Annotated in this window: 19 protein-coding genes; 12 read left to right on the top strand and 7 right to left on the bottom strand. The window is 59.3% G+C overall.

Features of this window, described 5'->3' with window-relative positions; all coding sequences use genetic code 11:
* Positions 1-74 precede the first annotated feature (74 nt).
* The 3 genes from ACOZ32_RS04985 to ACOZ32_RS04975 are packed head-to-tail and all read left to right on the top strand — an operon-like array spanning position 75 to position 1,230.
* Positions 75-365 (top strand): UPF0175 family protein, encoded by a 291-nt coding sequence (locus ACOZ32_RS04985; protein WP_424334995.1) that lies wholly within the window; start codon positions 75-77, stop codon positions 363-365.
* Positions 365-877, top strand: coding sequence for a DUF3368 domain-containing protein (locus ACOZ32_RS04980; protein WP_424334994.1), 513 nt, complete (start codon positions 365-367; stop codon positions 875-877). Before ACOZ32_RS04985 ends, ACOZ32_RS04980 begins: the two co-directional genes overlap by 1 nt.
* The gene (locus tag ACOZ32_RS04975; RefSeq protein WP_424334993.1) at positions 874-1,230 is read left to right on the top strand and encodes a MarR family transcriptional regulator; all 357 of its coding nucleotides are present in this window, start codon (positions 874-876) and stop codon (positions 1,228-1,230) included. The genes ACOZ32_RS04980 and ACOZ32_RS04975 overlap by 4 nt, the downstream gene beginning before the upstream one ends.
* 1,014 nt (positions 1,231-2,244) lie before the next feature.
* Here ACOZ32_RS04975 and ACOZ32_RS04970 read toward each other — a convergent pair.
* On the bottom strand, positions 2,245-3,519 hold the full coding sequence (locus ACOZ32_RS04970) for an IS4-like element ISH8A family transposase (RefSeq protein ID WP_006183907.1): 1,275 nt from the start codon (positions 3,517-3,519) through the stop codon (positions 2,245-2,247).
* A 224-nt stretch (positions 3,520-3,743) separates the two neighbouring features.
* Between ACOZ32_RS04970 and ACOZ32_RS04965 the strand changes: the two genes are divergently transcribed.
* The 6 genes from ACOZ32_RS04965 to ACOZ32_RS04940 all read left to right on the top strand — a co-directional run bounded on the left by ACOZ32_RS04965 (position 3,744) and on the right by ACOZ32_RS04940 (position 8,966).
* Positions 3,744-4,202, top strand: a complete 459-nt coding sequence (locus tag ACOZ32_RS04965; RefSeq protein WP_424334992.1) for an HNH endonuclease — start codon at positions 3,744-3,746, stop codon at positions 4,200-4,202.
* A 193-nt stretch (positions 4,203-4,395) separates the two neighbouring features.
* A complete protein-coding gene (locus ACOZ32_RS04960) occupies positions 4,396-4,767 on the top strand; it encodes a hypothetical protein (RefSeq protein WP_424334991.1) in 372 nt (123 codons plus the stop codon).
* 177 nt (positions 4,768-4,944) lie between these two features.
* Positions 4,945-5,325, top strand: coding sequence for a hypothetical protein (locus ACOZ32_RS04955; protein WP_424334990.1), 381 nt, complete (start codon positions 4,945-4,947; stop codon positions 5,323-5,325).
* Between the two features lie 188 nt (positions 5,326-5,513).
* Positions 5,514-6,338 (top strand): IS5 family transposase, encoded by an 825-nt coding sequence (locus ACOZ32_RS04950; RefSeq protein ID WP_424334989.1) that lies wholly within the window; start codon positions 5,514-5,516, stop codon positions 6,336-6,338.
* Positions 6,339-7,136: 798 nt separating this feature from the next.
* Positions 7,137-8,333 (top strand): orc1/cdc6 family replication initiation protein, encoded by a 1,197-nt coding sequence (locus ACOZ32_RS04945; RefSeq protein ID WP_424334988.1) that lies wholly within the window; start codon positions 7,137-7,139, stop codon positions 8,331-8,333.
* A gap of 351 nt (positions 8,334-8,684) precedes the next feature.
* Positions 8,685-8,966: a type II toxin-antitoxin system HicB family antitoxin gene (locus tag ACOZ32_RS04940; protein ID WP_424335257.1), complete on the top strand. Its 282-nt coding sequence runs from the start codon at positions 8,685-8,687 to the stop codon at positions 8,964-8,966.
* Between the two features lie 464 nt (positions 8,967-9,430).
* On the opposite strand, the gene ACOZ32_RS04935 is transcribed toward ACOZ32_RS04940, so the two are convergent.
* Both ACOZ32_RS04935 and ACOZ32_RS04930 read right to left on the bottom strand, forming a co-directional pair.
* Positions 9,431-9,832 carry a PIN domain-containing protein gene (locus tag ACOZ32_RS04935; protein ID WP_424334987.1) on the bottom strand — a complete coding sequence of 134 codons (402 nt, stop codon included), beginning with the start codon at positions 9,830-9,832 and terminating at the stop codon, positions 9,431-9,433.
* Positions 9,829-10,065: an antitoxin VapB family protein gene (locus ACOZ32_RS04930; RefSeq protein WP_424334986.1), complete on the bottom strand. Its 237-nt coding sequence runs from the start codon at positions 10,063-10,065 to the stop codon at positions 9,829-9,831. The genes ACOZ32_RS04935 and ACOZ32_RS04930 overlap by 4 nt, the downstream gene beginning before the upstream one ends.
* A 619-nt stretch (positions 10,066-10,684) precedes the next feature.
* Here ACOZ32_RS04930 and ACOZ32_RS04925 point away from each other — a divergent pair.
* A complete protein-coding gene (locus tag ACOZ32_RS04925; protein WP_285253326.1) occupies positions 10,685-12,103 on the top strand; it encodes an IS4 family transposase in 1,419 nt (472 codons plus the stop codon).
* Positions 12,104-12,144: 41 nt separating this feature from the next.
* Here the strand turns inward: ACOZ32_RS04925 and ACOZ32_RS04920 are convergent, their stop codons facing one another.
* From ACOZ32_RS04920 to ACOZ32_RS04905, 4 genes are all read right to left on the bottom strand, one after another.
* Complete coding sequence (locus ACOZ32_RS04920) at positions 12,145-12,780, bottom strand: hypothetical protein (RefSeq protein ID WP_424334985.1); 636 nt, start codon at positions 12,778-12,780, stop codon at positions 12,145-12,147.
* Positions 12,773-13,318, bottom strand: coding sequence for a hypothetical protein (locus ACOZ32_RS04915; RefSeq protein WP_424334984.1), 546 nt, complete (start codon positions 13,316-13,318; stop codon positions 12,773-12,775). Before ACOZ32_RS04915 ends, ACOZ32_RS04920 begins: the two co-directional genes overlap by 8 nt.
* 1,487 nt (positions 13,319-14,805) lie before the next feature.
* Positions 14,806-15,306 carry a metal-dependent hydrolase gene (locus tag ACOZ32_RS04910; protein ID WP_424334983.1) on the bottom strand — a complete coding sequence of 167 codons (501 nt, stop codon included), beginning with the start codon at positions 15,304-15,306 and terminating at the stop codon, positions 14,806-14,808.
* Between the two features lie 72 nt (positions 15,307-15,378).
* A complete protein-coding gene (locus ACOZ32_RS04905; protein WP_424334982.1) occupies positions 15,379-16,794 on the bottom strand; it encodes a sugar transferase in 1,416 nt (471 codons plus the stop codon).
* Positions 16,795-16,913: 119 nt separating this feature from the next.
* Between ACOZ32_RS04905 and glmU (ACOZ32_RS04900) the strand changes: the two genes are divergently transcribed.
* Both glmU (ACOZ32_RS04900) and glmU (ACOZ32_RS04895) read left to right on the top strand, forming a co-directional pair.
* Positions 16,914-18,119: a bifunctional sugar-1-phosphate nucleotidylyltransferase/acetyltransferase gene (glmU, locus tag ACOZ32_RS04900; RefSeq protein ID WP_424334981.1), complete on the top strand. Its 1,206-nt coding sequence runs from the start codon at positions 16,914-16,916 to the stop codon at positions 18,117-18,119.
* Between the two features lie 13 nt (positions 18,120-18,132).
* Positions 18,133-19,320: a bifunctional sugar-1-phosphate nucleotidylyltransferase/acetyltransferase gene (gene glmU / locus ACOZ32_RS04895; protein ID WP_424334980.1), complete on the top strand. Its 1,188-nt coding sequence runs from the start codon at positions 18,133-18,135 to the stop codon at positions 19,318-19,320.

The raw sequence follows: 19,320 nt of genomic DNA, 5'->3' as shown, positions 1-19,320 counted from the left end.
GCCTGTCGGCCTCTCTGAGAACTCTGCGTTGTCGCGTCGAAGGGTTTGTATATTTTGCATACTATGTAAACAATATGGGGACGATTTCAGCACGCGTACCCGACGAATTGGAGGCTGAACTCGATGCGTATCTCGACGAGGAGAACCTCGATCGGAGCACGGCCGTTCGCAAACTCCTCTCAGAGGGGCTCGACGACTGGCGTCGCGAACAGGCCCTTGACCAACTAGCCGCCGGCTCCATTACATTCAATAAAGCCGCTGAGATGTCCGGGATGTCCGTCTGGAACTTCGCCCAGCTCGCCAAGGAGCGTGATATCACCTGGGTCGCAGCCGACCACCTTGACGACGACCTTGAAGCACTCTAATGTGGGTTTTTGACGCGACACCACTCATTTACCTCGCGAAAGTCCAGCAGCTCACACTCGTCGATCACTTGGAAGCACCCTGTGTTATCCCCGAACTCGTCTACGAAGAGGTCGTCACTACTGGCCTCGAAGAGGGCTATCCGGACGCACGTCGGATCGAACAACAAGTCGACACTGACCGGTTTGAGATCGTTTCAGTGGAGACGAACGCCCGCTCCTCGCAGATGCAAGGGAATCAAAATCTAAGCACTGCTGATGTCGCTGTCCTCGCCTATGCCGACGCCCACGATGGCGTCGCCGTGATGGATGAGTCGTATGGACGGGACGTCGCTACGACTGAGGGGATTACTACCCGCGGCACTGCATTTCTTGTCCTGAAATGTACGAAACAGGGCGCGATTAGTAGCGGTGATGCTCGCACTACTATTGATGCGATGATTGACGAAGGATGGTACTGTGCACCCGATGTCTACACAAGGATCATACAGAAACTTGAGACGCTTTCGGAGTGACCTTCGAGAAGACGAGCGAGGACGAACTTGAGGAACTCTCCGTCCCGGATCAGGTCCTCGGATTTCTCGCCGCCAACGAGGATCTCGCGTTCAAGGCCCGCGAAATCGCCTCTCAGATCGGCGTCGATGAGGGCGCGGTCAGCACCGCCCTATCGAGGCTGAAGGGGCGCAATCTCGTCGAACACAAAGCGACCTACTGGGCGATAACCGACGACGCCGAGCGACTCGACGGATACAGCGGGTATGAGCGAGCGACCGCCCTATTCAACCAGCAACTCGGTGCAGAGGACAAGGAGTCCTGGCGCGAACACGCACCGGAGGAACCACATCCGAGCGTTAAGGACGAACAGTGACCGACGAAGGGACACCGATTTTCGAGCGTGGCGACGTCGTCTACGGTGATGATCCGTTCAAAGGCGAGGAAGAGGCTCGACCCTGACTAATCCTCTCGAATCACGAAGGCCGTCCGTTCTACGGAAGTGCGAGGAGAAAGCCCCGCCGTTCACGGCGGGGATGAATCCGACAACACCTACACAGACCACGTTCGACGGGAGTAAATCCGACAACACCTCCGCAGCCCACCGCCGATAGCAAGACCAGATATTCTACCGGCGCAGCAACTGTCGGTGTGCTGGTGTGACATCCATAACAGCAATATTGGTTCCGTGTGCCGACGAGGTGGGAGCAGTGTTAGTATTTGCTGATTGGTCGTTATTTGAGGCCGGTGCGGTTGGAATTGTTTGTATTCCCCGGGGTTGGGGTGGAGGGTGCGTGTGAACGCGCCCGGTGAAAGAATGCCTGCTGAGAACACGAAGAACGGTAATCAATCCGCTCAGAGCGGTTGCACCACGCCGCAGACAACCTCGACACCCGCACAGCCAATGACACCAGCGACTCGCTGTGAGCAAATCGTAGAGTTCACCGACCAATCTGGGACGCGACGCCGCATTCGTTTCGTCCCTCAGTCGAATCCTGATGACCAGTGGCAGCGCATCGAGGAGGTCTGGCGAGCCCAAGAGTGGCAGCTTGTCGGCCAAGACACCGTCGCCGATGTCGACTACTGGACACGACCAGTCCAGACACCGTAATCATCATCCAGAACTCTCGTCTGAGGGTCTTCGAGTCGATACCCAGCGTGCAGGAACCAGAGCCCGTCGAGCAGCGCCAATCGTCAACATACTCATGCAGTACGCAAATCCCACGAGTCGGTACTTTCACACGAGTCGCTCACACGCCAGCTATTGGCCCTCCGTTCGTAGGAGGCGACCGACCGGACGTCCACCACGAAGCAGACCACAGCGGCCACAGCGCCCACCCCGTGAAATAAACGAACAAACCTGCAAAGTCGCCCACACATCCGTCTTTAGTTAAGCCTCACACCTCGGTTGTGTAGTGGTAGCGAGCGTCTCTTGTAAGATTGGTCGTTGCTTGTGGATCTTCTGAGCGTCTTCGATCAGCCGGTCGAGCAGCGGCGGTGGTGAATAGCCGAGGAACTCACCGAGTTCGTGGAGAATGAGCTGGGCGTGCGACCGGAAGGTCGCCGCCCAGCGCTCTGTCGGAAACACAAGCTCATCATCCGCCTGCTCAGTGACTAGATCCAACAGATCGCGGCTTACAAGCAGCGACAGCAGCGCTGCGTACAATAAGATCCTCACCACGTGTTCGTCACTCGTGTCGAACTCGTCCAATTCGTACTGCGTCTTCAGCTCCCGGAACAGCAACTCAACTTCCCACCGACAGCGGTAGATCTCCGCTAAATCCGCCGGAAAGAACTCCTTCCTCGCTAAATTCGTCATGTACAGGTGGTAGTCGTCGGCGTCCTCGTCGCGGACGCCGACGACGCGAAATCGCTTCGTATCTAGTGACCGCGTCCCATTGTACGGCCCTCGTTTGAATTCGACTTCGACTTCTACATCGATGTACTTCCGATCGAGATCGTCGAGAACAGCTCGGAGCTGCTTGCCCTCTAAGGGAATGGCGCGACCGCGCCATTCCCGTAACTCCCTCGTAATCAGCGGATTCGCGTTCTGCTTCAGCCGACTCACGAAGTAGCCGTCGTTTTCGTCGATCAGCGCAAACCGGCGGTACTTGAAGTAGGCGAGATCGAACAACACGAGGCGATTCTCAAGCCACGGCCCTGTTTTGAACAAGGTGCTGTCGTGCGTTTTCTCGTTAGCAGTATCGAGCCGTTCAATCGTCTGCTCTGTGGCATTGTGGAGCAGGTGGAGCTTCGCTCCAGCCTGCTCCTCGTGGCGGGCTTCGAACTGATCTGAGAGAAATTCGTGTAACCGCAACACCGTTCCATCAGCGATCATCACGTCTCTAAATCGGTCGATATCAGCGTCAACAGCGTTAGGAACAGCGACCTCGTCGAGACCATGCTCAACGAGGTCGCGGAGATACTCCGCAAGCGTCGGTGTCAACCGCTGATAGAATCCACCCGGAGAGATCGTCTCATCGGCAGTCGAGTTGTAACAGCGTCTAAACCCGGCGAGTGTTCGGCTTTCGCCTGCGGCGAAGCCGAACACGAATGCCCAAACGAAGGCAGGGATCTGGAGCTTGCGGTCACGTTCGACCACGCCGAGTTCCTCGGCGTGCTCTTCAAGGAACTCAGAGGGAAACAGTGTAGTGAGCCGACGCATAATCCGAGATGAGGAGTCCTTGTCGTGCACAGACTGGACTTCCTCATTCCTTCCGAAAGGTGCCTCGATAAGCCGCCGCTATCACGCGGTTTCTCGCTTAACTAAAGACGGATGGTCGCCCACAGCCAGCGTTACTTACGGATTGGAGAACAACGAGATGCTGGCCTACTTCGATACAGCGTCCCCGAACGAAGGGTTAACGACCAATTCAAGGTGAGTGGTTGATGCGGTCCGAAGACCTGGAGGAAGCAGTGCTTGACCGCTGGGGGAACGCCTGTGTCGTCTGTGGACCACGCCCCGAGGAATGGCTCGAGACGAATCGCGGGGAGCGGCGACAGGACAAGCTGTCGTTCCATCACGTCAACGGCGATGACACCGACGATCGTACCGAGAACATCATCCCACCGTGTCAGAGCTGTCACGTCCACATCCACCGCGTCGACGAACCCCCATACCGGATGTGGCACCGCCAACTCCCCAGCGAACATCGCCACGCCTGGAACGCCAATTACCAGGAGTGCTACGAAGGACGTCGGCTCACTCGCGAGGAGGCAGTACGGCGGTTCAGCGACGAAGAAAGCACTCCAGAGAGCGTCAAGTATCTCAAACACGAACGCGAGAACTTCGACCCGGACAACTTCACAACCAACGCCACACCTGGAACCAGCTACGACCTCGATTGACATCCTCCTCCGCCTGAAACTGGAGGAATACGTGGTCCGCCGATGTGTGTGGCATCGTATTGCTCGAATATCTCTTCGACCGGTCGTGTGGGCCTCTCTAGACGCAGAGGTTTCGGCTGCTGGGAGTCAGCGGCTCCGCCTCGAATTGGTGACGCCACGCTTATTTGTGTGTAGGTCCTACACATAGAGTGTGATGTCGGAGGAAAAAACGCGCGTCGACTTTAACGCGCCGCGGGCGCTCGTCGAGCGTGCTGATCGGGCCGCCGACCTCCTCGATATCTCCCGAACGCAGCTGCTCATCGACGCCCTACAGGACGAACTCGCGGAACTTACGGACAACGACGAGTTTCGGGCTCGCCTCAAGCAAGCCTACTACGACGGCCGAGCGGACTACCAGACGATCGAGGACCTCCTCGGAACGGAAGCGGCGATGCGGCTGAAACTCCTCCGTGACTCCATCGATCGCGCGCCACCCGAACCCATCCTCGACGACGAGCTTCCCAGTGACGACGAGTTCTACGATGGCCGTGTGGAGACGTGGTCGGACAGCGACGAGTCCGCGTAACAAATGGCGGGCCAATCGACGATTGTCATCGATGCGAATTCGCTGCTGAATCTCGCGACAGTCCGTGTCGACGCCAGCAACCGCGCGCCAACGGGAGCAGATCCACTCAAAGCACTGCTCGCGACGTATGAAGTCCACGTTCCGGACGTGGTAATGGAAGAGATTGGAGCGGCTGCTGTGGACGACGACCTCCTCGCCAGAGCCGCCGACCTCGTGCTCCAGGCAGCCCACCACCTGACGACCCACGATGTCGAAGCGGCACTCGACGCGCCGCTGACCTACGGCCTCGACACAGGCGAATCACACGCGATCTGGCTCGCAAACGATCTCCAAGCCGCGATGTTTCTTACCGACGAATTCAACACCACGAACTATCTCCTCGTCTCTCTCGCCCTCGATGACCGAAACACGCTCTTCACCACGCCGCATGTTCTCCGTTCGCTCGTACGTGATGGAATTCTCTCAGCGGCCTACGTCGACGCCGTGCTGACGTACTTTGTTGAGACGAAACACTGGGACAAAGTCTATGTCGAGCGACTCCGAAGCGAATACCTGTAAACTACCCCTCCCTACTTCGCTCACCCGGAGAAGTTCGCTCGTGGAGGGTGGGGGCTTGTCCGTGGACTCCGCCTCGGACCCGTCCGGGTGGGCGTTGAAAACGGAATAATCGGCTCTGTTGAATAGCGATCTAATCAGCCGATATCACTGGTTTAGAAGGATGAAGCCGAGGAATTCGATTCTGTCCTATGGAAATCGATCTCCTCGACTTCGTTGAGCAGTGTCGTGAGCTAGCTAAACAAGCGTTGGGGAAGCACGCGGGCGAGCCCGCCAGCGGCGGGTTCGCCCGCTGGGTCCACGTCGTTCTGCACTGCTTTCGGCTCGAAGAAGGCCACAGCTACCGTGAAACGCCGAATCGGCTGAAGTACCTGACCGAGATTCGCGACGTACTCGGCCTAGATCGGCACGACCTGCCGGACTACAGCACGATCTACAAATCGTTCGATCGGCTGAAAATGTGGGTGTGGCGGGCGCTGCTGCGCGTTTCCGCGCAGCAGCACCCGCAGTCTGGCCACGCCGCTCTCGACAGCACGTTCTTCGACCGTCGCCGTGCGTCGTCGTACTTCCGCCAGCGGTCGGGGAGCACTGTACAGACGCTGAAAGTGACGACATTAACTGATGTGGAGTCGCTTGCGGTTCTTGACGTTCACATCACAGCACGGTGGAAGCATGATACGAAGACCGGACCGCAGGTCGTCCGCCGAAACGCGGACGACCTGCAGTCGGTCGCCGCCGACAACGGCTTCCAAGACTGGCACACCGAGTACGAGATCGCTGCATATGACGTTGAGTACCTCGTTCACTACCGCGGGTCGTCACCGAAAGCAGCTCTGAACAACGCGCTCAACCGGGCAAAAGGCTACTCTCAGCGCTGGATGGCCGAAACGTCGTATTCGACAGCCAAGCGCTCGCTCGGCGACGCCGTGCGAGCGCTCGGCTGGTATCGGCAGTTCCGTGAAATTGTCTTGATGTTCGCTCTCATCAACATAGAATCGCTGTGTGAGCCGCTGTAACCGTGACTCAGCATCTATTCAACAGAGCAGAATAATCGGCTCTAGCAAGATCTATGACGTTTTGGGTCGTGGATTGGCGTATGGAAGATCCGTGTTCGGACTTGCAAGCTGATGCCAGCGAACGCGCAGCAGCGCCGGATTTTGACGAGTTAACTCCATCGGAGGATGTCGTCCGTAGTGACCGAACGCGCGATGACACAGAATGAGCGGAAGCCCACGCTCTAGGAGTGGGAGGAAGTTAACGTTGCTTCAACTACCGTAGTTTGAACTACGATAGTTGGACTACGCGATGAAAGCAGTCAGTTGGGCTGTAATGTGGTCCATCGCAACCCCTCATCGCTGTGGCTCGTGAAGTCCTGGAGTGGGAGAGTACGTTTCGTCTGTCTTCGGCTGGAGTTGCGTGGAGTGAGAGAGTACATTTCGTCTGTCTTTATGCCTCTAGGTCAAGCCTAATCGACCTCAACACAGAAACATCAATCAGTGCCACCAGTCGTTTGGTTCACCATCATGCGACCACAGACACACGGGACAACGAGTGAAAACCCACTATAGACTGCGCGTTATCGGTCTTCTGTTGGAGCGTCGCTCTCTCAGATAGGGAGTACGTTTCGTCTGTCTTTGGGTTACTCGGGTCGTGATTGGGGTAGCTTGTTTTGAGGTAGGGGTGAGTAGATTTCGTGTGTCTGTGGAGTATAGAGTTGGGGGACTGGAGTGAGGTGGTTATCTCCGTTGTTAGGACTGACGAGACTTACGAAAGAAGGTTTTAAATATATAGGGTGGTTCGCGGATGGTAGACGCATGGCTGGGCCATTCAGTGACGTTGAACAGACGATTTTTGCGGCCAAAGAAGTTCTCTCTGAAGACTACCAACCAGACCAAATCCTTGAACGCGACGAGGAAATCGACGACTACCGATACGCACTCCAAGACGTCCTCTTTGGCCGCACCCCCCAGAATGTAATGCTGTACGGGAAAGCCGGCCTCGGGAAAACCGCAGTGACGAAATACATGATGGAGGCGCTCCAAAGCGAGGTCAAAAACCGACCTGACGCCGACGAACTCCACGTCCACGAGCGGAATTGCAACGGGAAAACCGTGTATACGGTTGTTCGCAACCTCGTCAACAAGTTACTCCCAGACAGTGCAAGTGACTTCCCAAAGCGAGGCCTTGGTACAGGCGACGCTTTCGAGGAGCTGTACACCCAACTCGATCGACTTGGTGGGACCCATCTGATTGTCTTCGACGAGATCGATCACCTCGATAATGTTGGCACGCTTCTGTACGAACTGCCGCGGGCACGATCGATTGGCCATATTACGAACTCGAAGGTCGGTGTCATCGGCATCAGTAACAACTACACGTTCCGGCAATCGCTCTCCCCAAAAGTCAAAGACACCCTGATGGAGACCGAGATTTCGTTCAGTCCGTATAACGCGAGCGAGCTCCGAACGATTCTCACCGAACGTGCCGAACAAGCATTCGTCGACGACGTTTGTGACGAATCAGCGATCGCAAAAGCAGCAGCAATCGCAGCCAAAGACCGCGGCAATGCACGCCAAGCAATCGATCTCCTTCGCGTTGGCGGTGAAGTTGCAAAGCGACACGGCGACACCTATATCGACGACACCCACCTCACGGAAGCCCAAGAACTTGTCCAGCGAGGCCGCCTCAGCAACCGCATTCGCGACCAAACCCAACACGCTCAATTCCTCCTCGAAACTGTCGCCTACCTCGAACAACGTGGAAAGACACCAACCCGATCCAAGGAGATTAAAACCCAATACGAGGAAATTGCAGAATCCCACGCTGCAGACCCACTCACCACGCTCAAAAGCATTCAAAATCACTTATCGGACCTTCATATGCTCGGGTTCCTGCATCGGAACGGACAGAATCACGGGGAAGGTGGTGGCCGGTACTACGAATATGGCCTCGATCTTGACCCCGAAATCATCCTCGATATCAGACGCGAAATTGAAGAAGAACCATCCTAACAGATCCTTCCAGCTCCAGCCGTCGACTTTCACTGTTCACTCCCCCTGGTCAAAGACAGACGAAACGTACTCTCTCACTCCACGCAATCTGCCGAAGACAGACGAAACGTACTTTCTAAACACTCACAGAGATACTTGTGAGAAAAGCATATATTTCCATTCCTTGAGTGAAGGCACGCACGGCGAGATTTAATGCCCAGATGATCGCAAACTCGACCGTGCTTCTCATAGTGTGATTCCCACGTCTTCAGGCGTGGAAGGCTGTCAAAGCGTCTGTTAGGACGGAACAGTCAATCGTCGAGTACCAATCGCGCCCGAAGTGTTTTGTCATCCACCGGCTGAAGACGGAGTCTGGCGCAAGCGGATGCCGGCAATGGAGAGTCACCACGGCGACAGATCCATCTCGTTGAGGAAGCTGACGGAACGTGGTCCGCCATCGATGAGGGCGCCGGGGTGGCCAGCCAGAGTGAAACGCGCGCCGAAGCACTGGCGAACCTCGACGAGGCCGTGGCACTCTATGAAGGCGAAATTGGGGAACCGGTAACCGACGCTGAGCTGCGAGACCTCGGGCTTGCTCCAGACACAGTCCCGGACGAGCCCCAGGAGCCGGATGTGCCGTGGTTTTCTGAGTGACATGAGACGGCCGCAGGAGAACCCACATTAAGGCATGGGTTTTGAACAGGAAGGCGCCACTGGAGAGACGAGATTGTTCTGTCACCCCACCGCGTCGAATGTTCGTGGTGGGATTCGGGCGGCCGGAACACGAGTACACCGCGACTGCACTCACTACGGGCTTACCGGGACATATCCGGCGAACTACCCGTAGGTTTGCGCGGTGTCAAAGTCACCGTTCGACACGACCAAAGCGACGTTCGTGCCCAACGTTGGAGGAGAGTTGCTCCCAGTCTCAGCTCTTAACCAACAGCATCCACCAATCCTTCACTAGTGTTGGTTAAGATCTGAACACCAGCAGCTATTGAGACCACCTCGCCCGCTAGCTTACTCATCTCTCCGGTTAGAGCGGGAGTCCACTGACAAGCCTCGGGACTTGACCCCGAAGCGGTTGACGTCGGCTTGGTACTCGCCCATCCAGTGAATCAGTATGTCTCGACTGTGAGTCCGTCTACGTCCTTGAAATCCTCGTCGTTGCTCACGACTGGCTCGTCTAAGGTCAGTCCTGTCGCCGCAACCATTGAATCGGCCCCGTCGAGATTTGGTAGGGAATCCGACCGGGTGTGCCTTCCTCGAAGTGTTCCCGCTTTCCGGGCGAGACTGGCATCCATCTCGACGACGGGCAACGACTGCAGCAGTTTCTCGTATCCGTCCCGGAGCGTGTGCCGCTTTGGCTCAGGGGCTTTCGAGACGCCGTAGTACAGTTCCCACGTGACCATCGCTGGAACGCGTGTCGGGATGCCGGTCGCGTCTAGCTCCCCGGCTTTCTGCTTTGCAGTCGGGGTTTGCTCGACGAGATTCCCGAGAAATTCGGTATCCAGGATCACGGAAGTTCCTCATCGAGCGTCTCGCGGTTTGCCTCGTCGTCAGCCTCGAAGTCAGCTTCGAGCGCTTCGGTGTCCCACGCGTCGCTGGCTTCCTCGACGTCCTCAGCGAAGTCGAGCAGGCCGTACCCGCCGACCATCCGTTCGAGCGCGTCGCTGAACGATTCTCCCTCACGTTTTTCATCTTCGACGCGAGCGTACAGCCGTTCACTCACTCGAACTTGCTTCGTTCCCATATTAGTGCGTTGACGCTGTTGACAAATCAAACTGGCGGAAATACCATCGTCGTGACATCCTCCGCGCCGTGAACGGCGCGGCTTCCCTGCACAGAGGGAACCCGGCCCGGTGCCGGTCGGTTTCAGGACTGGCTCTCCCGAGGTCGGCGGGGCGGGTTTCGGCCCTCGCTCGGGAGCGTCCTGTGGCCCTGTCACGGGGGCTCCCATCCGCCACCGAGTCATTGCCCCGCGGTTTCTCAACGCGGCTCTCTCCGTGGCGGTCGTGGCTCGCGGCACAGCCACCGGCGCGGTTCACACCTTCTCGGGGGCAACCCATCACCCGGGCTTCCCGCGCACCGCAGACATGGGTGGAATGCGGCCCGACTCCCGCCGTCGCACGCGGCGGGGGTCGGCGGAACCCGTGTGTCAACCATCGACACGGTCGATACTAAGCGTTGGGGTTCCTGCCGAGGAGACTCCGGTCGTCTGTGCCACGGAGCTTACGCGATTCACGCCCGCCGTAAACGGCAGGATTCTCTCACTGAATCAAGATAGCGGTACCAGCGCGGAAGCCCACCCCTTCAGGGCTGTCTCTTACCCACAACTCCTATCGCTGTAGTTCGCCGAGAAAGAGGCCAAGATGCAGAGCGGTTCACGGAACCGGCGGTCTGACGTAGACGATGAGAGTGAGCGATGTGAGACAGATGTCTCTGGCAAGGTTCGTGAGGAGTTCCAGTCTGCTGAGTTTGGTGACCAACGGCTTACGAAGCGATTGATAGAGGTCGGAGATCGGCTCGGCAGGGCACCTGCCGAGTCGATCCCAAACGCGTGCGAAGACTGGGCCTCCACAAAGGCTACGTACCGATTTTGCGACAACGAGCGTGTGGATCCGAACGAGATTCTTGATGCACATAAGCGAGCACAACGGTCACGAGTGCAGGACAACGACGAGCTCTTGGTCGTCTCCGACACCACTGAACTCGTCTTTCCGAGACATCCGTCGAAGGAAGGGCTTGGCGACATCGGCAACTCCAAGACAGATCTTGAAGGCGTCAAAGTTCACTCGACGATTGGACTTGATCCACAGACTCACCGCATGACGGGGGTCATCGATCAGCAATCGCTGATCGAGGACCAGCAAGCCAGCACGAAGCACGATGCGAATGGAAAGAACGAGCCAGTCGAATTAGAGAGTGAACAGGAAAAATGGATTCGGGGAGATAGGCAAGCCAGCGACTGGCTTGCCGAGGAGGTTCGGCCGATATTCATCCACGACCGAGGAGCTGACGCATTTGCCTTCTACCGCGAAGTTACAGACGACTTGGACGCTGGATTCGTCGTCCGTGCGAATCAGAACCGGTGTATTCAGACGCCGTCCGGAACGGACGGCCGTCTGATTGACTGGAGTGAAGACCTTCTTGAACAAGGTCGCACGTCTATCGAGATTGACCAAGGGAGCGGAAGAGAGGCCAGAGAAGCTGAGCTACTCGTCAAAGCCGGTTCATGTGAGTTACTCCCTCCAAAGAACGATTCAACTCATACGGATCCAGTTGAGGTAAACGTCGTCCGAATCGACGAACTTGGAGAACAAGATGACCCGATTCAGTGGGTGTTACTCACCACTGAATCGGTCGATACGTTCAGTGATTCGCTGAGGGTGGTAGAGTCCTACCGCGCCCGATGGACGATCGAAGACTGGCACAAGGTGCTGAAAACTGGATGCCGAATCGAGGAACGCCGGCTAGAAACATGGAAACGTATGGAGGTCTTGTTGAGTGTCTACTCGGTAATTGCGTGGAAGGTGCTGGAGTTGCGGGAACTTGCTCGGGGAGAGACATACTACTCACCTGATGTCCTTCTGAGCGAGACTGAACGGTCAATTCTGGAAACGAAATTTCCAGAATTGACCGACAATGGGGATCAAGCGTACGCAATTGCGGTTGCGAAGATCGGTGGCTACCTTGACCGAAGTTCCGATCCACCGCCTGGTTGGGAGACGATGTGGAAAGGTCTCAAGAAACTTCAGACCTGGGCGGAGGGATACGAACTGCACTCCTGAGACTTATGGGTAAGAGACAGGGCTTTAGCCGTGGGAGGATGTCAGGCGTCGGTGTGTTTTCGAGCGGCCTGTAGGCTATCTGAGCCGGTTGTTAGATCGATCGTGTCCATGGTGGTGAATTCAGCGAGCGAGACGCCCAGCGCGCCCAAGAGGGCCCGCCAGGAGATTGTATAGGTTAGTTGTTCGCCCATCGTGACGTGGTCGGTCAGCGACCAGGTATCGATATGGTCATCAACGTGGATGGCAGGCACTACGACTTTGCCGATTTCTCGCTCGATTCCCGAATCGAGAGTGTAGACGACGAACAAGTAGAGGTGGAGTCGGCTGGTGTCTTCGTAGACGTCTGCGCTGGCAAGTAGTCGATGGTGGTGTGGTCCCCAGATTCGAAACCGGCCGGGGGTCTGGGATGGGTATTGGTTGATTGCGGTTTTGACCTCGACATAGCAGCTGACGCCGGACTGGCTTGTGACGTAGTTGTCGACCCACGGACCAGGCGACCACTTCTCGAACCGGGGGTGTTCGCCAAGCATGGCGTTCGCGAGTAGTTCTGCGTTGTAGCCGCGTGGCGCTGCTGTTCCACGCCCCCGGCCCTGGGGCTCGTTGCCGCCGAATTGCTCACGCACATCCTCCAGTTTGAGGCTGGGATGGACGACAATTCCCGGCGAGTCCTCACTCATCCGCTCGCGGTAACAGCAGATAGATGGCCTGCCTGAGATAGTGAGCAGCATCACGGTCATCGATTGAGGGATAGATATCAAGGAGCGTGGAAACGATTGGGTCGAGTGACTGACTCGAAAGCTGGCACTCACAAAATGAAGTGGTGAGGTTACCGGTTGTGGTGGTTGTGAGTTCGGTGATTGGCTTGCCACAGCGAGGACACACAGCAAGCGACGCAACCTGGTCGACCGCGGAAGTGTCGATGGTGCTCTCAAGGCGGAGCATCTGGCTGGTGAGAAGATCCCGGCCCTCAGTCGTCACCTCGTATGAGTCCAGTGGGGATTCGGCCTCGATGAGGCTGGCTTCTTCAAGGGGGTGGAAGGCACGGAAGAGCTCTTGGTCAGTCAGTGTTGGAGACTGTGAACCAGTGAGTGCCTCTCGGATGTCGCTGCGGGTGGTCGAACACTCATCTCGCTCGCGTCGGGCGATAGTGTAGAGGAGTGTGCGCGCCGGGCCTGGTAGATCAGTCCACGCAATCGGAGTTTGTTGTGCCGGCATTGTCTAGCCGTAACGTCGTCGCCCCCGCCCAAGATTGGAGTCCTCTCAACGCCTACACAGAATACAGCCACCCGAGTAGTATCGCAGAATACTCCGGAAACACACGAATACGGCAGTTACACGCCAATTCCGATGTTTCTACACTCGTATCACATCCGAAATAACCGTTGGTGCCTCCCCAACGCAGGACAGGTTAATGCCCAGTAGCCATAGAACTCTTAGTTAGGGATGGGTACGCTGACTCACACCGCGATTCGCAGACTGGGACGTTGACATCCTCCAGAGATAATCCGTGAGCCCGCCCACGACTCAGGGAGACTATCCCGGGTCAGCTGAGGCCCCCCACAGGTCCACAGCAGTATTGTCGCCTAACGCTGGGATAGGTATTCAGGATTACTGAGTATCCGGTTCTGCGAGCGCGATCTCTTGATAAACCCCGGGATTGTCCTGAAGTTTCTCCTGAAGATCGTTGATGACCTGTTCCTGTTGCATACGAAGGCGGTAGTGCTATATCCATATTGACATCCTCCTCCGCGTGAACGCGGAGGAATCCCGAGCGGTGGGAGTTTCAGGTTCGCAACCATGAGTCCGATTTCTTCTTCGGGAACCCGTTTAACCCATCACGAAACGGTGGCTGACTGGCGGTGCCAAACCGCCGTTACTCCTATCCTCCGCGCCGTTGACTCCCATCTGTTGTTTTTGCCAGCAGAGAGTCGCTGACACTTCGACGGACTTGGAGGTACCTTTGGACTTGCTCAACCAACAGGCACAGACGAACGCTTCTGGCATTCGCTTTCACCGTGTTGGTGTTTCGGATATTGTCTCATTAGCGGCGGCGAGGCCGCCTCCGAAGGCCGTTCGGAACCGCTCCGTTCCGACCTGACCTTACTCCCCGATACGAATTGACACCACTTGAAACTGCGGACTTTGGAAACTCGGGAATGCCACCGAACAGGGTTCGTGTAGGGTTCTGTCGAATTCATCCTGCGGCTAAAGCCGCAGGTATTCTCCTCGAATTTCGATAACCGTGGCGGTGACTTCGCTCAGAATCACTAGCCATCAACGAGACAAATCCGACAGTCAAAGCCGCAGAGTCGCCTAACTTGGGTAGACTCTCTAGAATTTTCCAAAGCACCCTACGGAGTCAGCTCCGTCTCCTGCTAGGTATCAGGGTTTAGTGAGTGGGTGGAGCGAGGTTTTTCATCGAGAAGTCCGAGCGGGGGACGAAGCGTTCGGCGAGCATCGCGAGTTCGTGAGTGCGTTGGATGTCTGCAAGGTTGTGTTTCAGCAGCGGCTTTGCTGTCCACAAAGGGGTCACAGGTATCGGCACCGATGAGCGCCTCATAGACCGACACGAGGTCGCGATTGTCGTTGGTGTCGAAGCGTTCGATTGCCTCCCTCATGTCGGCGTACGCGACATCGCCGAACGGCCACGGGATGTCGTGGCGGAGATACGCCGTCCTTCGGAGGCGGTCTATCCGCTCACCTTACGTAAACCCAGAGAGGGCACTACCAGTGGCAAACCCGACAGCGACCGCCACAATCCCGATGCCGAGCAGGGCGTAGTTCGCAATCGGGTTCGCTGCCGTAAACAGGTCGAAAGAGATTGTCCGGGTCGAGCGCGGCGTCCAGGGCTGGATGCCCATCGGAGTCAAGGCGTCAGCGGCGAGATGTGAGGCGATCGTCAGCGAGACCACGACACCGGCAAACAGGCCGATGCCGATACCCGCGAGCACGCCTCGTGAGAGGCTGGCGATCAGGCCGAGGCCGCCAGCAAGTCCACCGAGAAGAAGGGTGAACCAGGCGGTATGGGTCGGGCCACGGTGCTCGACGAACGGAATTCGCATGTCGAGGTCGGGGACCATCGCGAGCGCACCAGCGACGACTGCGCCGGCGATGGCGAAGTCGGTGTAGCCGACGGCAGTCGTACCCATCGCGACGGGGCTGTAGGCGAGGAGTGCCATACCGACGTGGCCCTCTCGGTGCATCACGAACCCGATTCCCCGCGGGAGGTATTCAAGTTTCTCGCTGCGGAACCCAACACGTAGACATCGTCAACGTCAGTGCCGGATTGTCTCGATGGTGTCGACGCCCACTTTCCAGATTTGGCGGACGACGATCTTCATATCTAGCCAGAGCGACTGCTGTTTGACGTACTGGAGGTCCCACCGGAGTTTCTCCTCGGGGTCGGTGCTCTTCGCGCCGTTCACTTGCGCGAGCCCCGTTAGACCGGGTTTGACGAACCAACGTTTCCGCCAGGACTGCTCCTGGGCCTCCAGTAGGGACTCCTCCTCGGTCCAGACGGCGCGGGGGCCAACGACGCTCATGTCGCCGACGAGGATCGACCAGAGCTGTGGAATCTCGTCGAGATGCGTGCGCCGGAGGACGCGCCCGATGGACGTAATCCGGTCGTTGTCCTCGTCGTCGACGGGCTCGACGGACTCGCCTTCGGGAACCATCGACCGGAACTTGTACACGTCGAATATCTCCCCGAAGACGGCCGTCCGTTCCTGGCTGTACAGCACGGAGCCACCGTCGTCCAACTTAATCGCGACGGCAATCCCCAGAATCACGGGGCTCAACACCAGCAGGCCGAACGCGGAGAATGCGACGTCGAACCCGCGCTTGAGTACGTAGTCCTGAACGTCCCAGGGTTCGACGTCAACGCTGACGAGCGTGCCGACGTCGTCGTCGGCGGTGAGGACGCGGTCGGCGTGGTCGCGGTGGACTTTGGCCGCGACGCCGTGCTCGTAGCAGGCGTCCAGTGCGCCGAAGAACTCCGCGCGGTCGGTGCGTTCGAACGCGAGCACGACCGTGTCGACGTCGTATTCGACGAGCACGTCTTCGATCCGGGAGAGGCCGCCGAGGCGGTCGTGGTCGTTGAGCGCGCGTGCATCACTGCCGCCGTCCGCGACGGCGGGGTGTGGGGGGGCGGCGTCCGGGGTGCGTGGGACGACTGTGGGGCAGACGTAGCCGTAGAGTGGGTGGTCGATGTCGGCGACGAGGCGCTCGATTTCGTCGAGCGTGTCGCCGACGACGATGGTGCGGGATGCTGCCGTCGGGGTAGGACGGCGGCGGATCCAAACGAACAGCGCAGGCACCGCAACAAGGAGGACTGGCGTGACCGCGAGCAGCGTCGTTCTGGGGAGGCGGTACGTGTAGTCGAAGTAGCCGATGGCAGCGAGCGCGAACAGGGCGACGACGACGCGTTTCTGCGCGAGCACCACCACGTCGAGGACGCGACGGGGACGGGGTTTGTACAGGGGGAGGCAGGCCACGGCGACGACGCAGACCGTGGTACTGACTTCGAGCAGTCCTTCAGCGACGCCCGGCGGGTCAGCCGCGAGCTGGGCGAACACCGGGAGCGCCCCGGTGAGTGCTTGGCCGGTAGGGCTGTTGGCGACCCCGACCGCGAGCGCGGTGAGCAGGCAGACCCCCGCAATACTCCCGAGTCGGTACCGCCACCCGCCAAGCATCGTCTATCACTGAGTGGTGGGCGGGGCGAGCGGTTAAGCACTCCGACTTCGCCCGGGGAGTGCACGCCAGTAGCGAGTTCCTGTGGACTTAAGCGCCCGAGCGGCGACAGTGGAACGTGATGCAGGCAATCGTCGTGGCGGCGGGGCGCGGAACGCGCATGGGACCGCTGACGGAGACGCGGCCGAAGCCACTGGTGCCGGTGGCGGGCGCGACACTGCTTGAGCACGTGTTGGATGCGGCGGCCGGGGTCGTCGACGAGTACGTGATCGTGGTGGGGTATCGGGGCGACCAGATCCGGGAGCGGATCGGCGCGTCGTACGCCGGGACGCCGGTGGTGTACGCCGAGCAGGACACCCAAGAGGGGACCGCGCACGCCGTCGGCTGTGCGGAGCCACACGTCGAGGGGCCCTGTCTGGTGTTGAACGGGGACGTCTACGTGACGAGCGCGCTGGTTGAGGCGTTGGCCGGCGCGGACGGGACGGCGATGTCGGTGATGCCGGTTGCGGACCCACAGTCGTATGGGGTGGTGGAGCGCGGCGACGACGGCCGGGTGACCAATGTCGTCGAGAAGCCGACGGACCCACCGACGGATCTCGCGAACCTCGGGCTGTACCGGTTCACGCCACGAGTGTTCGAGTACATCGACACCGTCGAGCGCAGCGAGCGCGGCGAGTACGAGCTGACGGACGCGCTCGCGCGGGCGATCGACCGCGAGGACGGCGGCGTGACGGCGGTGTCCTACGACGGCCCGTGGTTGGACGTGGGGCGGCCCTGGGAGTTGCTCGCGGCCAACAGCGCGCTCCTGGCGGAACAGGAGCGCGAGATCAACGGAACGGTGGCGGACGGCGCGACGCTGACGGGACGCGTCGTCGTCGAGGACGGCGCGCGGGTTCGCGATGGCGCATACATCGAAGGGCCGGTCGTCATCCAATCGGGTGCGGATGTCGGGCCGAACGCCTACGTTCGCGGCGCGACCGTTGTCGGACCAGACGTCCGGGTTGGGAACGCCGTGGAGGTGAAAAACTCGATTCTGATGGCTGACACGGCGGTGGGCCATCACGCGTACGTCGGGGACAGCGTGCTCGGGGCGGACGTGAACTTCGGTGCGGGCACGAAGGTCGCGAACCTCCGCCACGACGAGGAGACAGTCCACGTCCAGGTGAAAGGCGAGCTGGTCGACACGGGCCGCCGGAAGTTCGGGGTCGTCGTCGGGGACGACACCAAGACCGGGATCAACACGAGCCTGAACGCGGGCGTGACGCTGGGAACGGGGACGCGAACAACACTCGGGGCGGTCGTGACAACTGATAAGGGCCGTGACTGAGAGAACACAGTCAATGCAGGCTGTTGTGCTGGCGGCGGGGAAGGGAGAGCGGCTCTGGCCGCTGACGGAGAACCGGCCGAAGCCGATGGTGCCGGTTGCCAACCAGCCCATCCTGGAGCATATCGTGGACGCGTTGGTGTCGGCGGGCGTCACGAGGGTGATGTTGGTCGTGGGGTCGAACCGGGAGCGCGTCCAGCGGCACTTCGAGGACGGCTCGCGGTGGGGGATCGAGATCTCCTACGTGGTCCAGGACCGACAGCTCGGCACGGGCCACGCGCTCGCGCAGGCGGAGTCCGTGGTGGGGGAGTCGTTTGTCGCGCTGAACGGCGACCGCGTCATCGACGCGTCGCTGGTCGAGGACGTTTGGGAGTGCCACCGTGAGAGCGGCGACTCCGCGATGGGCGTGACCCAAGTCGAGACGCCGAGCGCGTACGGCGTGGTCGATCTCGACGGCGGGACCGTCACCGACATCGACGAGCAGCCGGTGCCCGAGCTGGTGGCGTCGGAGTACATCAACGCCGGCGTGTACGCGTTCGGCCCGAGCGTGTTCGCGGCGATCCGGCGGACCGACAGCTACGGCGAGCTGGCGCTCACGGACGCCCTCGGCGAACAGCTCGCGGACCACGAGCTGCGGGCCGTGCGGTACGACGGCCGGTGGCTCGACGTCTCCGAGCCGTGGGATCTGGTTGCGGCCAACAGCGCGCTCATCACGGAGCAGCGCTTCGACCCGCCGGTGGAGCGGCGCAAGCCCCGAGGGAGCGTGCCGGGCGACGATCAGCAGGCACCGGTTGGCGGAGGGACCGTCTGTGGCGAGGGCGTTATCGTGCACCCGCAGGCAGTGGTCCGGAACGGCGTTGCGCTCGGCGACAACGTGACCGTCGGTGCGAACGCAGTGATCGAACAGTCGATACTGTTACCTGACTCGACGGTCAACCCAGGCGCAGTAGTGAACGACAGCATCGTCGGCGCGAACGCGACCATCGGCGCGAACACGACCGTGGAGGGCGGCCAAACAGACGTGGTGCTTGGTGACACGGTCCACCAGGGGGTTCGGTTCGGGGCGTTGGTGGGCGACAACGCCGAGGTCGGCGCGGGTGTGACGGTCGCACCCGGGTCGATCGTCGGGAACAGCGCGGTCGTCGACAGCGCCACGGTCGTCACCGGGCGCGTCGACGACCAGGCGCACGTTACGAGAGGCTGA

The sequence above is a fragment of the Halobacterium sp. MBLA0001 genome, from assembly GCF_049705385.1.
GTDB lineage: Archaea > Halobacteriota > Halobacteria > Halobacteriales > Halobacteriaceae > Halobacterium > Halobacterium salinarum.
This window is presented reverse-complemented; position numbering and strand designations above follow the sequence as displayed.

Coding starts and splice junctions, on each gene's coding strand:
- ACOZ32_RS04985 (WP_424334995.1), top strand. CDS start 75: ATGGGGACGATTTCAGCACGCGTACCCGACGAATTGGAGGCTGAACTC.
- ACOZ32_RS04980 (WP_424334994.1), top strand. CDS start 365: ATGTGGGTTTTTGACGCGACACCACTCATTTACCTCGCGAAAGTCCAG.
- ACOZ32_RS04970 (WP_006183907.1), bottom strand. CDS start 3,519: ATGCGTCGGCTCACTACACTGTTTCCCTCTGAGTTCCTTGAAGAGCAC.
- ACOZ32_RS04965 (WP_424334992.1), top strand. CDS start 3,744: ATGCGGTCCGAAGACCTGGAGGAAGCAGTGCTTGACCGCTGGGGGAAC.
- ACOZ32_RS04960 (WP_424334991.1), top strand. CDS start 4,396: ATGTCGGAGGAAAAAACGCGCGTCGACTTTAACGCGCCGCGGGCGCTC.
- ACOZ32_RS04950 (WP_424334989.1), top strand. CDS start 5,514: ATGGAAATCGATCTCCTCGACTTCGTTGAGCAGTGTCGTGAGCTAGCT.
- ACOZ32_RS04945 (WP_424334988.1), top strand. CDS start 7,137: ATGGCTGGGCCATTCAGTGACGTTGAACAGACGATTTTTGCGGCCAAA.
- ACOZ32_RS04930 (WP_424334986.1), bottom strand. CDS start 10,065: ATGGGAACGAAGCAAGTTCGAGTGAGTGAACGGCTGTACGCTCGCGTC.
- ACOZ32_RS04925 (WP_285253326.1), top strand. CDS start 10,685: ATGCAGAGCGGTTCACGGAACCGGCGGTCTGACGTAGACGATGAGAGT.
- ACOZ32_RS04920 (WP_424334985.1), bottom strand. CDS start 12,780: ATGAGTGAGGACTCGCCGGGAATTGTCGTCCATCCCAGCCTCAAACTG.
- ACOZ32_RS04915 (WP_424334984.1), bottom strand. CDS start 13,318: ATGCCGGCACAACAAACTCCGATTGCGTGGACTGATCTACCAGGCCCG.
- ACOZ32_RS04910 (WP_424334983.1), bottom strand. CDS start 15,306: ATGCACCGAGAGGGCCACGTCGGTATGGCACTCCTCGCCTACAGCCCC.
- ACOZ32_RS04905 (WP_424334982.1), bottom strand. CDS start 16,794: ATGCTTGGCGGGTGGCGGTACCGACTCGGGAGTATTGCGGGGGTCTGC.
- glmU (WP_424334981.1), top strand. CDS start 16,914: ATGCAGGCAATCGTCGTGGCGGCGGGGCGCGGAACGCGCATGGGACCG.
- glmU (WP_424334980.1), top strand. CDS start 18,133: ATGCAGGCTGTTGTGCTGGCGGCGGGGAAGGGAGAGCGGCTCTGGCCG.